Below are 12,050 nucleotides of genomic sequence, written 5' to 3'. Positions count from 1 at the left end.
GTCAAGGACCCCCAAAACGGCCATATCCGGGCCCGAAACCCCGCCTCAGGCGACCGCGCCTGGGACCCCACAGAAGCGCCCCAAGCCCGGTGGCGTTCGGAGACATTGAGAGGAGATGCTGATCCGATCAGACCGTGCTATGCGGGAACGGGCACAGGTGCGGCCCGCTCAGGGGTGCGCCGCGCAGGACGGCCCGGAGCCTTTCGATGCGGTCGGGCCGGGACCCGTCGACGAGGGCGCGCCGTTGGGCGCCCGCCCAGTCGTAGAGGTTCCTCTCGGTCCCGGACAGGACCGGGCGGGGCGGGTGCCCGTGGCGGGCGGTGAAGGCCTGGTAGCGGGCGAGCTGGCGGTGTCGGCGCGGTCGCGGGCGACCGGGTCGTCCCAGTGCCGGCCAAGGCCGTCCTCGAGCAGGGCCCGCTCCTGGCGCGTGATGGACCCGGTTCGGGCCCGGGTGCGCTGGGTGCGCAGCCAGTCGCCGAGCTCGGCCTCGGCCGGGTCCGCGGCGGCCGGGTTGGGCAGGCGCCGCTGGGCGGCCTGGAACGCGCGGGCGGCGCCGAGGCGGGCCAGGAACCGCTCGGGCCGTGGCCGGGCGGCGGGCAAGGGGGGCAGGCCGGTGATCTGCAGCGCGAGCTCGCGCACCAGGTCCTGCCGCATCCTGCTCCCCTCCCCCGAGCCGCCGAGGGTGGCGGCTGCCAGCACGGTACCGCAGCCGCCCGCTCCGCGCGTGTCATGTGCGCGGCCTATAATTCGAAGAAATGTTCACAGGTGGCAAGGATGTGTAGAATACTGATTTGAATGGATGCGAGGCGGGGCCATGGTCGGGGCAGTCGACGCGGTGATCCCGCTCCGGCCCGGCGCCGCGGGGCCCGAGCTGCTTGTCGCCCCGGTGTCCGTCGCTGCTGGCTATCCGTCTCCGGCCCACTCGAGCTCGCACAGCACATGCACCCGCGGCTCATCTCAGACCTGCTCGGCCTCTCCACCACCGCCGCAACACGATGGTGGCGGCTGGCGAACGGCGACTGGGCCAGTTACCCCACGCTTCGCTGACAGAGCTCCAGGACTCCGGCGGACGGCGCGGACGGCGGTGCTCGTGGGGCAGCGAGGTCGCCGAGTACACGGGGCCGGTGGCCCTGTCGAAACTGGCTGGCCGGGAGGGGGCGGTGATCGTGCACAGGCGTTGGTCAACAACACGAAAGGTCGGATAGCTCGCGTCCCTCGAACCGTCGCCCCGGCTCACGTTTGCGATTCTTGCCAAGCTAGTGACGGGTCGCATGTTTCTTGGCTATCGTCCCGATAGCGGCGAAGTGCCGCGTTTTGCGCGACCAATGATGGGGGACTCAGGGATGGAAGCCAGTAAGTCGAGTGGTGCCGAGGCGTCGGAAGCCGCGCTGCGTGAGCTGGCCCGGGTCGCATATGCGATCATGCAGAATCCGCCCGAGCCGCAGTGGGGCTTGCCTGACCCTGAGGACGAGCCTCTCCTCACTGTCAGCCCGGGCGTGACATCTGCGATCCTCCATGCGAAGGAATATCAGACAGCGCTGGACACGCTGAATGCCGACAGCGAATTTGAGGCGATGTGGTCTGCTGGTGGCGGAATGGGCACATTCTTCTCATACCCAGGTGGCGGTGCACTGGTTCAGCCGGAAACGATCCCCACCGCATTCATAGTTCCAGCGCTACGTCGATCGAAAGTCGAAGCTCCTTCCTCCGAAAAGGAATTTTGTTCATGGGTGCTAGATAACTTGACGGAAATGAAAAAGGCCATCCATGGGGAGCCCGTCAAAATTATGATAATCCACGGCCTCACTGGTTTGTCTATTCCCGACGGGTTGCGGATTACTACCCCGTGGGGAAGCATTCTTGGAGTTTCTGGGCAGGGGGCGCAAGCAGCCACGGCGGGTCGCAGAGCCCCTACGACGGCGGTCTTACTGGGAGAACTCCCTGCAGCCGTCGAGATGGGTCGCGGCCGGACGGTCGAGCAGAGAACCCAGGATGATTTTCACGCTCACGAAAATCGCGTGTGGAATCTCCTGCCCCTGGCGTTCGCTTTGGCCTCCACGGATGATCAGCTGCGCGCCCCGAGACTGACATTCTCCACCCGCATTGTCCCGTTTCTCGGAGGGTGGGGGGCGAGCAGCGGCATTCCGTTCGGGTTCCCACGAGCAGTCGTCCAGATCAAAGAGGCGGATATTGCTGGCATTGAGCGTTGGGCAAAAGTTGTTGACGAAAATCATAACCCGAGTCTTGACATCGCCGCTCGGCGGCTTGTCTCAGCACTCAATGAAAGGTTTGATCCAGACGACAGCCTCATCGATGCCGTAATTTGTTGGGAAAGCTTGGTTGGAACTAAGATTGAGACAGTAAATCGCGTGACCTCCTCGCTTGCAATCCTCCTCGAAGAGGACGTTGAGCTTAGGCGGAAAATGATGACCGATCTCGGGAATGCATATTCCGTCAGGAGTAATATTGTACATGGTCAGAAGGTGAAGGACAAAGATCGTCAGGGGGCGACGGGGTACGCTGTAGAAATTGCGGTCAAGGCATTGCGGGCGATTTACTCCGCCGGTGAGCCGTGGGTTTCTGAGGCGAGCGACCTACGCTCGAAGCGAATCGTACTCGGGGAGTGGGACAGTAGGAGTCAGGCGGGCTGAAGTCCGAGTCCAGCATTTCGGACGAGAACCAGTCGGGAGGAGTAGGCATCATGAGCGGGGGCGGAGAGGCTCATTTCGCGCAACTTTGCCATGTACGACATCATCACCGGCGAACCGCAGCCGGGTAGCTCCTGTCGGCAGCACGCCCCGAGGTGCGTGTGGGACTCGCCCCGGCCCGAGTGGCGCGACGCCCTCCTGGCGAGGCTGCCGGTGTCGGAGGTGTGGGGCATTGCCTCCCGGCTCGAGCGGCGCCTGGCCGCCCAGGGCATCACCACGATCGCCCAGCTCAGGGCGGCAGACCCGGTCGCGATCCGAACCCGGTTCAACGTCGCCATCATGCGCACCGTCCTCGAGCTGGCCGGCACCCCCGCGGTCACGCTCGAGGAGGAGCGGGTCGGGAAGGAGCAGCTGATCTTCTCCCGGTCCTTCTCCGGGCCGGTCACGAGTCGGGAGGGATGCGGCAGGTCCTCTCCGTGTACGGGCAGCAGGCCGCCGCCCGGCTGCTCAGGCACCCCCAGAAGGCCAAGCTGCTGACGGTGTTCGCCGGGACCTCGCACTTCGCCGCCCAGCGCGACTTCCCCTCGGTGCTGGTGCCGCTGCCGGCGCCGACGTCGGACCCGGTCGTCCTGGCCAAGGCCGCCGGGCGGATCCTGCCGCTGCTGCACGAGGGCACCCGGTACGCCAGGGCTGGGATCATGCTCACCGACCTCCGCCCAGCTGACGGGCAGGCCGCGTTCGAGCCGTTCCGGTTCCGGCACGAGGACGAGGGCATCGCCGAGCTCGTCGACCAGGTCAACCGCAAGCTCGGCGGCGGCTCGGTCGGCCTCGGCCACGGCGGCCTCCGCCCCGGCCCCCAGTGGCAGATGAAGCGCCAGAAGCTCTCCCCGCGCGCGACGACCCACTGGGACGAGCTCGCCCTCGTCAAGGCCGGCTGAGAGCCGCGCTCAACCGGGTTCAAGGCGAAGCAGGTCGGTCCTTGTAGCCCCTTCTCGTTGGCCACGTCGACAATCCACGGTGCGGTCTCGATACGTCACCGCCCGTTCAGAATGGCCCGGGCCTTCGCGGCGCGATCGGGACCCGGCGGTCACAGCTGCTCGTGAAACGACGCCGCGCCGGCGCGACCTTGGGTTTCTCCAGCGAGAGCGCGACTGCCATTCCGGCGTCTCGCTGCCGCAGCGCTGGTCCAACTTGAAGTCGGCTGCGCCGCAGCGATCCGCACCTGACGATCCTCGGGTGAGACTGTGGCCGGCCGCTTCGATGGCTTGTGGGTACGCGGCACTTCGAAAGGCGCGGGCTGTCGCCGGTTGCTACGGGCACGGCCGTCGCCGCCTCTGCACGCCTTACCCATTCGACGGCAGCCCTGCGCGTCGTTCGCCACCGTTTCCGCCTTGCCGGCCGGCCGGGCGCTCACACGCCGGACCAACTGTCCCACGTTATGAGGCAGGCGAGCCGGCTACAGCACTCCCGGCCGAGCCGACCTCTCTCCTTCCAGCCCATTCCTCAGCCCGGTGCAGCAGATCGAGAAGTTCCTGCATCAGCGCCGACACAGCTTCGCGACCACGTAAGGAGCCCAGATTCTTGTCGAGCACCTCCTCGTAGTCGGATCCCTTGCGGTGTGCGGTCACCTTTGAGCGCAACTCCTGCAGTCGCCGGAGGACCTTGACGTCCTCCACATGGGAATACCCCTCCTGCTTCAGTAGACGTTCGAGCTTTGAGATGCCTTTCTCGTTAGACTGCTTGCTCAATAGCGCTGCCCCTATCGACTTCTCATTGAGCGCATCGACCAAGAGCTGCGTGAGGACGCGGATCGACAATTCGAACTCCGCCTGGCTGTCGTTCAGCGGCAGGCGCAGACGGCTCAAGAGCTGCTTGTCCGGCCCCTCCGGATCTCTGAACAATGGCCAGCCGAAAGACTTGGTCCAAGCTTCATTGACTTCGCCATACTGCCGCTCGAACAGCAGGTCCACCGTCTTCGGATCGGCGAACTGACCGAGGAAGGATCGGCGATAGTTCGTCTCGCTAATCTTTACGTCGGGGGTGATCATAAAGCCGCGCCAGTAGTCGCGCTCGCTAGCTGGAAGGTCGCGCCCCAAGTCGCCTAGGAAGACGGTGACCCGATCCTCATGGTCGTTGTCGATGTGGCAGCTCCACAGCCCCGCACAGCGCAGCCGTCCGTCTGTGACGCTGTAAAGCTCGGGCCTGTCATAGTACTTCTGCAGCACGTCCTTTCGGAAATGAACGGGCGTCAGATAATGGGGAGCTTCCGGGTTTTTTCCAAAATAGTTGGCTAGCTTATCCGGATCGGAAGTGAAGTAAACGGGCCGGCCATATTCGTCTTCTCCGATGATGAACTCTGGATATACCTCTGGGGCTTCGTACGGCCATATGCCACACGTCTCAATGGGACCGGGGGGTATGATTTTCTTGCCTAGCATCCGGCTGAATGGCCTGCCAAAAGGGAACCCGTCTTTGGGCGTGTGAAGCTCAATGCGAGTGTCGCCCGTTTCGATGATCCACTCTTCGGGCAACGTCTCACCCTTGGACCCATGCACGATCGAATCAATATAGAGATGGAGGTCCAGTTGGCGTGCTGCCATGTACTGTTTGATGAGCCTAGTTCGAGCGAGCACCCGCTTGCCCTCGAACTTCACCGCGACTTCTTCAGTTCCATCATCATAGGGCTTGATGAGATTTTCGCTCTGCTTGTCGACCGCCAGATTGTGAAAGAGTCGGAACTCCTGCTGGATCTCCAGGTAGTCTTCTCGTGCACCGTAAAACTCGCGTTGGAGCACAAGGGGCTCGACGCCTTTATCCGCCCAGCGGCGGTGATACGTCGTCTCCCCGCGGCCGCTCTGGGAGAAACCCGGTGCGCCCGAGGTTACAGTCAGGTCCCAAGCAGGGTCGGTGAGAAATTTCTCGCGCTGCGCAGGATCCCCGAGAGCGCAGTAGATTCCGAAACTGATGCCGTCTCGATACTCAGAGTCCTTAAGGACCGTCCAAGGCCCGTGGCCCTGCTCGCTGAATGCCTTCAGTTGAGCATACTGCTCCATCTCAGGGCCGCCGCCAGCGATCGGTGATTCTTTCGCCGTCATTTCCTCCCCCAATCTCCGCTCGGTGTGATTGATGCAGCAAGGCTGCCGCTAATCCTTCCTTGAGCTTAGCCCGAAGAACCACTCGAAGAACTCACCAGGCTTGGCTAGTACACGCTGCTTCTTCTCACCATGGCCGCCCTGTGCGGAGAATCGCGAGACCGGTGGGAGTACCTTCGTGATGGCGGTGCCCGAGGTGCGGAGTGACCCTTCGCGGCACGATGCGTCGACGAAGCTCCGCGTCTCTTCCGGACGCAGGCTTTCGTCCTCGATGATCCGGCTGAGCTCCCACTCGAGCCGTTCGGCGATGTAGCGCCGCCACTCGTACTCGTCATCCACGTCTCCCTCAGCTGAGACGCGGTCAACGAAGTCTTCGATAAGGTCGCGCTTGTTGCGGCGTGACGGGCTGGCGTCGATGGCCCGGGTGATCTCGGCGCGCAACTCCTTGTCCTCGCCGTCGCCGCGCTTGTCGCGGTACTTCTGGACGAGCATCAGGATGAAGTCGACATTGATCCCGATCTGCTTGACCAGTTCGATCTCGAAGACGACGTCCTCGTTGATCGACTCTGAGTCACCGTCTTTCCGGAACTCGGCGTAGAGGTCGAGGTAGACGCTGCGGTAGTCCTGGTTCTGTCGCTCGGTAAGGATCTCGTTTCGGTGAACTCGTCGAAGGAGGTGAGGACGTTCTGCAGCCGCTGAGTAGCTCCGAGCAGCTTGATGAACTCCTTCTGAGCGCCTTCGCCCTCGATCGCTGTGCCGAGCGGAAACTTCCTGAGGAGCTCGTCGACCTTCTCACTGTACTCGGCGTAGTAGTCGCCGTACGGCTTCCGACCGGAGGGTACAGATCGCGGCCGCGCGAGCTCGGATCGCTATCGACGAGCTCCGCGGCTTGGAGCCGCCTGACTGGATCGTGGCCTTGTCCTTGAAGACGCCGGAGGCACTCGCACAGGCGACGCATACCGTCGAGTTCAGCGACGGAGGAGCTCGGATCGATCCGGGCGGCCGCTCAGAAGGAGGGCATCTCGCCCGAGGCCTTCGTGCACAACGCCGTCGTCGCCGCCGCATCCAGCCGCAAGCGCGCTGTGGTGGAGGCTGCCGAGCTCAACGAGCGGCTCGGGTGACCTAGCCCCCGGGACTGCCGAGACGCCGGGCGAGGTAGTGCTCGACCACCTGAAGATCCTTCGGCGAGACCCCCTGGACAGCATCCGGCGCGATGGCCTGGACCCCGGCGTGGAGGGCCCATGACTTCGCCTCGTGCTGCACCCTTAGCTGGTCGTCGATCCAGACTGCGGCGGCGGGCCGGGCCTGTGCGATGTGGTCCCGCACCACACGCAGCTTGGACCATCTGCTGCCCCAGGTCCGCGCAGCGACCTCGAGGACCGGCCACTCCCCCGAGCCACGCAGCCCGACGCTCTCCCCGAGCGCCGGGGCCTCGGCGCTCCATGAGGACACCCAGTGGCCCTGCAGGCCGTATCGCCTGATCAGGGCGTTGAGCGTCTCGACCATGGCCGGGGCAACCTGGGCCCACGTGTGCGGCGGCACGCTGACATACCCGCCGGACCAGACGGGGGCGGCCGGCTGGCGGTGCGATCCGAGCCGGAAGGTCGTCAGATCCTCGGGGCCCTCACGACGATCGGCAATGAGGACGCCGTCGATGTCCAGATACAGGTGGGCCAGCATCCCTCAGAGCGTCCTCGTCAGCGGCTCGACACTGATCTCGCCGTCGTCCTGGAAGGTGACGATGACCGTGTTCGAACCCCAGTGGGTCTCGTGGGGCAGGACATGCACGGTCGTCGACCCGTCAGGCCACTCGAGGACCTCGGTGTGCCGCTGGTGCCAGTGGCCTGAGAAGGCCACTGGGGGCTTCATGGCCGCCAGCACTCGCTGGAGCAGGTCGCGGGTGCGGCGGCTCGCCTCGTCGATCTCTCGGGGCAGGTACAGGTCGCTGCGGAGACCCTGCACGCCGGCCGGCACGTCATGGCAGATGAGCACGTCGATCGGGCCGCGGGAGATCAGCAGCTCGGCCTCCTCAGCCGTCGGCTCCTCGAGTTCCGCCCACAGATTCTTCCCCTCCGTCCTAAACGCTCTGTCGACGGAGTAGGCCCCGCCCAGGCCCCCGAACCTCACGCCCCCGAGCTCGAGCACCAGGCCGCGGGACACGTACGAGACGTGGTCCGAGAGCCGCCGCGTGCCGTCGGCCTGCAGTGGTAGCTCGCGAAGCTCAGTGTGTGCGTCATGGTTGCCATCTACGAAGTAGAACCGGATGCCGGCTATGCCGAGCTCCCGCTCAAGGCGTCGATCGAACTTCCCTTTGCCCGGGCCATGCCATAGGACCCCAAGGTCTCCGACGTGGAACATCGTCTCGATGCCGAGCTGGGCGACCACTCGTACGGTGGCTCGGGCAATCCCAAAGTTTCCGTGCCAGTCTCCGCTGATGGCCACACGCAACGCCGGGCTCACTACAGGGGCTCGATGGTGGTGACGGTCGTGGTCGTGCGGAGCGTTTTGTGGATCCCGTCCCGGCGGACATCGAGGATCAGCAGGCCGTCCTCCCCAACCCTGAGCCGGCCCAGGCCCAGGCCCAGGAGTTCGACCCTGGTGTCATCGAGGCGGAGGTCCACGGACGGGACATCTTCCGTCGGTGCCTCCAGTCGGGGCATCCGCGTCACCCACGACTTCTCCGGGGGCACCCGAATTTCAAGGACATGGACGGAGCCCGAGCTCATGGTGACACGCCAGCGGCCGGCATCATTCATCGTCAATTCCTGCACGCCCTGCCCTCCGGTCGAATTTGATCTTGACTCACTTTCGCCGCCGAAATGTGTGCTGTCAAATTGCCCGACAAGCCGATTTTCGGATGGTGTTCGCGGCGACCATTATCGGCTTCGACCCGAGTGGTACCAGAGCGGTACCAGAGCGGTACCACACCAGTGTGGTACCAGAATGGGGCCAAAGCAGTACCACACCAGTGTGGTACCAGAATGGGGCCAAAGCAGTACCACACCAGTGTGGTACCAGAATGGGGCCAAAGCAGTACCACACCAGTGTGGTACCAGAATGGGGCCAAAGCGGTACCACACCAGTGTGGTACCAGTTCAGGAGGTAATTCAATTCCAGGTGAATACGGCGCATGGTGAAATACCAGCGCTCTGGCTGAGCTGAAACGACTTGCCATCCATGCCCAATTCGAAGGGACGCTGTCGCTATTAGCGACATGGCCCTTAGCCTGAGAAGTGGAGAGGAGACCCTAGATGCCGAGACCACCAAGGCGGCCCCGCCAAGCCGGACCGTCAGCTCGCGAACACCTTCTGCAGGAGGCGGACGTCATCATCCACCTCGGCGGCGGCTCCCTGGTCGGAGCCGGGAAGAAGCTCACCGTCGAGGAGTCCGAGAGGGCGCTCGACGCCATGCGCGAAGTCGTCGAAGCCCAACTCGCGGCACACGAGGCGCACCCAGCGTCGCCTGATGAGTAGGAGAAAGCCGAACGTGGAGTCAGGCAGCAACTCGCGTGCGCGTCGGTTCCGGGCAAGCTATTCCGGGATGGTCATCCGAACCGGCTCCGGTTCGTTGGTCAGCGACGACCTGACCCTGACCGCGGAGGAAGCAGACCGCGCGGTTGAAGCCCTCCTCAGGCGGGCGCGGGCTACGGTCAAGGCCAGCAACGAGGCGAAGGCGAAGGCCCGGGGCTCCCAGGCCCGTGCCGCGGGGCGGTAGCGTTCACGGCATGGGAGACGACGCAGCGGCAGAGACGGCGACAGAGGAGGCCCTGCGCGCCTAGGCGAAGGCGGCGTACCCGACCGAGGCGGCCGTCGAGCTTCTCATCCGGCGCGGCAGGGCCGTCTACGACAAGGCGCCGTGGATACACCGCGAGGGAAAGCGGGCGTGGCTCGACTCAGAGACCCTCCGGTACGAGTCCGGAGGCGTGATCCAGCGGTGAGCGGCGCATCGTGGACATCGAGCTGTCGCTGCTGGCCGCGGAGCCGGTGGACATCTCCGATGCGCTGCCCGGGCTGGACCGCCGCGACCTGCCGCTCCCGCGGCACAGCGCGGACCGCCCCGAGGCGTTGGACGGCAGGAACGGTTCCTGGATGGCGCTGGCCCTTCGCCATTGGCGACGAGAACCTTGCCCACGGTGGGCCTCACGCGCCAGCGGGTGGACGCGCCGAGGCCTGATATTCACATGGCTTCACGCCGGCATCCTGGATCGTGCGACTAGCCGTGGAGAGCGACGAGTAGAGCTCGCGCGGCATGCAGAAGCTGATGAGGTACGCGAATCGCGGCTCCATCGTCAGCCTGATCCCAGGGCCCAGCAGCTCCAGACCTGACCTGAGATGCCTCGGCTTGTAGTCGGTCCGCGGCCGGGGCCGAACAACAGATAGCGGGAGGGCCTCTTTGACCAGCTCGTAGAACCCAGGGCTCCACTCCTGGGAGGGCTCAACCGTTACAACAATCCGTTGGGAACGGTCACCCGGGTCGAGGACAGCCTTTGGGGGCGCGAGCCAGGCCGGCCGATCGGCCTCCAGCTCTTCCCTCTGGGCATAGAACTCGGTCAGCTTTCGCGAGACGAAACTGCGGTAGGTCTCCTTGCGTCCCTCACGTCCCTTGCGGCTCGCGCCCAGCTTGAGAGTGACCCAGAGCGCCTTCAGCAGGAACGCCCCTGCCTTTGAAGTAGTGCGGGGCGGCTCCAGCAGTCCCGGGTGCTCCCGGAGATCGGCGACCCGCGTCAGCACCCCGTGGATGTAGACGACAAGCAACAGCGCCAGGCCGAGAACCGACACCAACAACGGAGCCATGTCCAACAGGTCAGCAGCAACGGCTAACAGCTGCAGAACGAAGGCAAGGAAGGTGCCGATGAAGAGCATGACCCATCCTTGGGAAGTCCGCCTCGCCTTCGTTTCTGCCGTCGGTGGGGAATCGTTGTCGTGGCCTCTCCCCTTCGAACCGAACGCGAACTCGAAGCGCGCCCACCGTTCCTGTCGTGAAGTGGCACGCCTGAGATTCAACTCTTGCGGCGGCAGGTAGCGCTGATGCTCGGAGCGGCTGTCCATCCATTGCAGCCACGTCGCCGTCATCAGTACGCCCAGCGGCACGAGGAACACCGCGTCTCGGAACCACGGCACCATCAACAGCTGCATGCCGGAATGATGACAGCCACTCGGGGCATGGGATAGAGCAGGAGGCGGCCCCGCAGGACTATGCCGCCACGGCCTCCTCCTCCGCGGTCTCGGCCTCGGCGGCCAGCTCGGCGTCGATCTCCGCCAGCCGAGCCTCGGCCGCGCACAGCTCGCCCTCGCGGGAGAACCGGTACCCGTCCACGACGGCCTGCGCCCGGGCGATCTCGGCGCCGAGGATGCCGACCCGGGCCCGCAGACCCGCCTCGAACTCGCCGATGCGCGCCTCCCATGCCTCGGCGAGGCCGCGCAGCAGCTCCTCGGCCCGCTCGGGGCGGCCCTCGAGGACGATGCCCGTCTTCCGGATCTCGATCCGGTCCAGGGTGCGGTACTGGTACCGGAACTCCAGGTAAATGCCGGTCTTGGCGCTGCCGTCGACCAAAACCTGCAGACCCCGCCAGTCACGCCCCTACTCGGTTCTCCGAGTACATACAAGATGTCCTCCGCAAACTCCTACTGGAGGAAGCGAGTCACAGCGTCCTGGGCGATCGTGACGGGTCCGTCGACCTGAGGTGCCGTGGAGATGCCACGGGCGAGACCATCGAGCTGGACATCCTCGTTGATCATCTGAGTCTCCCAGCTCTGCCACAAGTTCCAGTCAGCCATGTCCTTCCCTGAGACGATCGGGACAATTACGGCGTCGGCTTCGCCGACGTAGTCCTTCTTCAAGTCAGCCTGCAGCGCCACGTACGCTGGGTCCGCTTCACGGGCGGCGTCAGATGGGTAATGCGAGAACTTTTCCGCCGTGTTCCGCTGTCCCTTGTAGTGGTCGATAACGTACTGCATAGCTGATGCCGCCGCCTTCCGGTTCTGGGCAGTCGCTCGGGGCACGCTGTCGCCCGACGCAGCACCCTGAGTCGATGCTGAGCCCGTGGCCGCTGGGCTTGCTGAGCATGCGGCGACGGAGATGGACAGGAGGGTCGCGGCGGAGGCGGCGGCAGTCCGCCCGAAGATGGATCTCACGACCAAACTCTGGGGCGTGCCCGCAATGAAGGCAAATTTTGTCCGAAGCGCGATCCGCCGGGAATGCTGCGACGCTTGTCCTCGGTGTGACTGCCAATCAGCCTGGACCTGCCGGGGGGTGCCTCTATGGTTTTCGTCAAGCCGCGGCGGCGGTTGGGGGCTGGTAGAGGGTGCCG

Annotated in this window: 13 protein-coding genes and 1 pseudogene; 5 read left to right on the top strand and 9 right to left on the bottom strand. The window is 64.8% G+C overall.

Translation table 11 applies throughout. The annotated features are described in order from the left end of the window. Positions 1 to 168 precede the first annotated feature (168 nt). Positions 169 to 654, bottom strand: a complete 486-nt coding sequence (locus tag ACYVKZ_RS19555; protein ID WP_460993948.1) for a hypothetical protein — start codon at positions 652 to 654, stop codon at positions 169 to 171. 617 nt (positions 655 to 1,271) lie between these two features. On the opposite strand from ACYVKZ_RS19555, the gene ACYVKZ_RS19550 reads away from it, so the two are divergent. The 3 genes from ACYVKZ_RS19550 (at position 1,272) to ACYVKZ_RS19540 (ending at position 3,586) form a co-directional block, all read left to right on the top strand. After that, positions 1,272 to 2,651 (top strand): hypothetical protein, encoded by a 1,380-nt coding sequence (locus ACYVKZ_RS19550; protein WP_460993946.1) that lies wholly within the window; start codon positions 1,272 to 1,274, stop codon positions 2,649 to 2,651. A 156-nt stretch (positions 2,652 to 2,807) separates the two neighbouring features. Then, positions 2,808 to 3,185 carry a hypothetical protein gene (locus ACYVKZ_RS19545; protein ID WP_460993944.1) on the top strand — a complete coding sequence of 126 codons (378 nt, stop codon included), beginning with the start codon at positions 2,808 to 2,810 and terminating at the stop codon, positions 3,183 to 3,185. Beyond that, positions 3,107 to 3,586, top strand: a complete 480-nt coding sequence (locus tag ACYVKZ_RS19540; RefSeq protein WP_460993942.1) for a DUF4113 domain-containing protein — start codon at positions 3,107 to 3,109, stop codon at positions 3,584 to 3,586. The genes ACYVKZ_RS19545 and ACYVKZ_RS19540 overlap by 79 nt, the downstream gene beginning before the upstream one ends. A 498-nt stretch (positions 3,587 to 4,084) precedes the next feature. Here the strand turns inward: ACYVKZ_RS19540 and ACYVKZ_RS19535 are convergent, their stop codons facing one another. The 5 genes and pseudogenes from ACYVKZ_RS19535 to ACYVKZ_RS19515 all read right to left on the bottom strand — a co-directional run bounded on the left by ACYVKZ_RS19535 (position 4,085) and on the right by ACYVKZ_RS19515 (position 8,400). After that, complete coding sequence (locus ACYVKZ_RS19535; protein WP_460993940.1) at positions 4,085 to 5,743, bottom strand: hypothetical protein; 1,659 nt, start codon at positions 5,741 to 5,743, stop codon at positions 4,085 to 4,087. A gap of 48 nt (positions 5,744 to 5,791) precedes the next feature. Beyond that, positions 5,792 to 6,507 (bottom strand): annotated as a pseudogene (locus tag ACYVKZ_RS19530) (type I restriction endonuclease subunit R, EcoR124 family); the annotation flags it as partial. Between the two features lie 355 nt (positions 6,508 to 6,862). After that, the gene (locus ACYVKZ_RS19525; RefSeq protein ID WP_460993938.1) at positions 6,863 to 7,420 is read right to left on the bottom strand and encodes an HAD domain-containing protein; all 558 of its coding nucleotides are present in this window, start codon (positions 7,418 to 7,420) and stop codon (positions 6,863 to 6,865) included. A 3-nt stretch (positions 7,421 to 7,423) separates the two neighbouring features. After that, on the bottom strand, positions 7,424 to 8,182 hold the full coding sequence (locus ACYVKZ_RS19520; protein WP_460993936.1) for a metallophosphoesterase: 759 nt from the start codon (positions 8,180 to 8,182) through the stop codon (positions 7,424 to 7,426). 17 nt (positions 8,183 to 8,199) lie between these two features. Then, positions 8,200 to 8,400: a hypothetical protein gene (locus ACYVKZ_RS19515; RefSeq protein WP_460993934.1), complete on the bottom strand. Its 201-nt coding sequence runs from the start codon at positions 8,398 to 8,400 to the stop codon at positions 8,200 to 8,202. Between the two features lie 591 nt (positions 8,401 to 8,991). On the opposite strand from ACYVKZ_RS19515, the gene ACYVKZ_RS19510 reads away from it, so the two are divergent. Further along, a complete protein-coding gene (locus ACYVKZ_RS19510) occupies positions 8,992 to 9,213 on the top strand; it encodes a hypothetical protein (protein ID WP_460993932.1) in 222 nt (73 codons plus the stop codon). Between the two features lie 67 nt (positions 9,214 to 9,280). Further along, positions 9,281 to 9,454 (top strand): hypothetical protein, encoded by a 174-nt coding sequence (locus ACYVKZ_RS19505; RefSeq protein ID WP_460993930.1) that lies wholly within the window; start codon positions 9,281 to 9,283, stop codon positions 9,452 to 9,454. Positions 9,455 to 9,879: 425 nt separating this feature from the next. Here the strand turns inward: ACYVKZ_RS19505 and ACYVKZ_RS19500 are convergent, their stop codons facing one another. From ACYVKZ_RS19500 to ACYVKZ_RS19490, 3 genes are all read right to left on the bottom strand, one after another. Further along, positions 9,880 to 10,875 carry a hypothetical protein gene (locus ACYVKZ_RS19500; RefSeq protein WP_460993928.1) on the bottom strand — a complete coding sequence of 332 codons (996 nt, stop codon included), beginning with the start codon at positions 10,873 to 10,875 and terminating at the stop codon, positions 9,880 to 9,882. A gap of 58 nt (positions 10,876 to 10,933) precedes the next feature. Next, positions 10,934 to 11,293, bottom strand: a complete 360-nt coding sequence (locus ACYVKZ_RS19495; protein WP_460993926.1) for a hypothetical protein — start codon at positions 11,291 to 11,293, stop codon at positions 10,934 to 10,936. A gap of 71 nt (positions 11,294 to 11,364) precedes the next feature. Next, positions 11,365 to 11,874, bottom strand: coding sequence for a hypothetical protein (locus tag ACYVKZ_RS19490; protein WP_460993924.1), 510 nt, complete (start codon positions 11,872 to 11,874; stop codon positions 11,365 to 11,367). Between the last annotated feature and the right edge of the window lie 176 nt (positions 11,875 to 12,050).

This window comes from Sinomonas soli (assembly GCF_054782415.1).
The sequence above is the reverse complement of the archived record's forward strand: the minus strand, read 5'-3'. Positions and strand labels throughout refer to the sequence as shown.

Bases quoted from the DNA above. Each gene is read 5' to 3' on its own strand.
- ACYVKZ_RS19515 (WP_460993934.1), bottom strand. From the start codon at position 8,400: ATGCCCCGACTGGAGGCACCGACGGAAGATGTCCCGTCCGTGGACCTC.
- ACYVKZ_RS19535 (WP_460993940.1), bottom strand. From the start codon at position 5,743: ATGACGGCGAAAGAATCACCGATCGCTGGCGGCGGCCCTGAGATGGAG.
- ACYVKZ_RS19500 (WP_460993928.1), bottom strand. From the start codon at position 10,875: ATGCAGCTGTTGATGGTGCCGTGGTTCCGAGACGCGGTGTTCCTCGTG.
- ACYVKZ_RS19525 (WP_460993938.1), bottom strand. From the start codon at position 7,420: ATGCTGGCCCACCTGTATCTGGACATCGACGGCGTCCTCATTGCCGAT.
- ACYVKZ_RS19505 (WP_460993930.1), top strand. From the start codon at position 9,281: ATGGTCATCCGAACCGGCTCCGGTTCGTTGGTCAGCGACGACCTGACC.
- ACYVKZ_RS19510 (WP_460993932.1), top strand. From the start codon at position 8,992: ATGCCGAGACCACCAAGGCGGCCCCGCCAAGCCGGACCGTCAGCTCGC.
- ACYVKZ_RS19550 (WP_460993946.1), top strand. From the start codon at position 1,272: ATGTTTCTTGGCTATCGTCCCGATAGCGGCGAAGTGCCGCGTTTTGCG.
- ACYVKZ_RS19540 (WP_460993942.1), top strand. From the start codon at position 3,107: ATGCGGCAGGTCCTCTCCGTGTACGGGCAGCAGGCCGCCGCCCGGCTG.
- ACYVKZ_RS19555 (WP_460993948.1), bottom strand. From the start codon at position 654: ATGCGGCAGGACCTGGTGCGCGAGCTCGCGCTGCAGATCACCGGCCTG.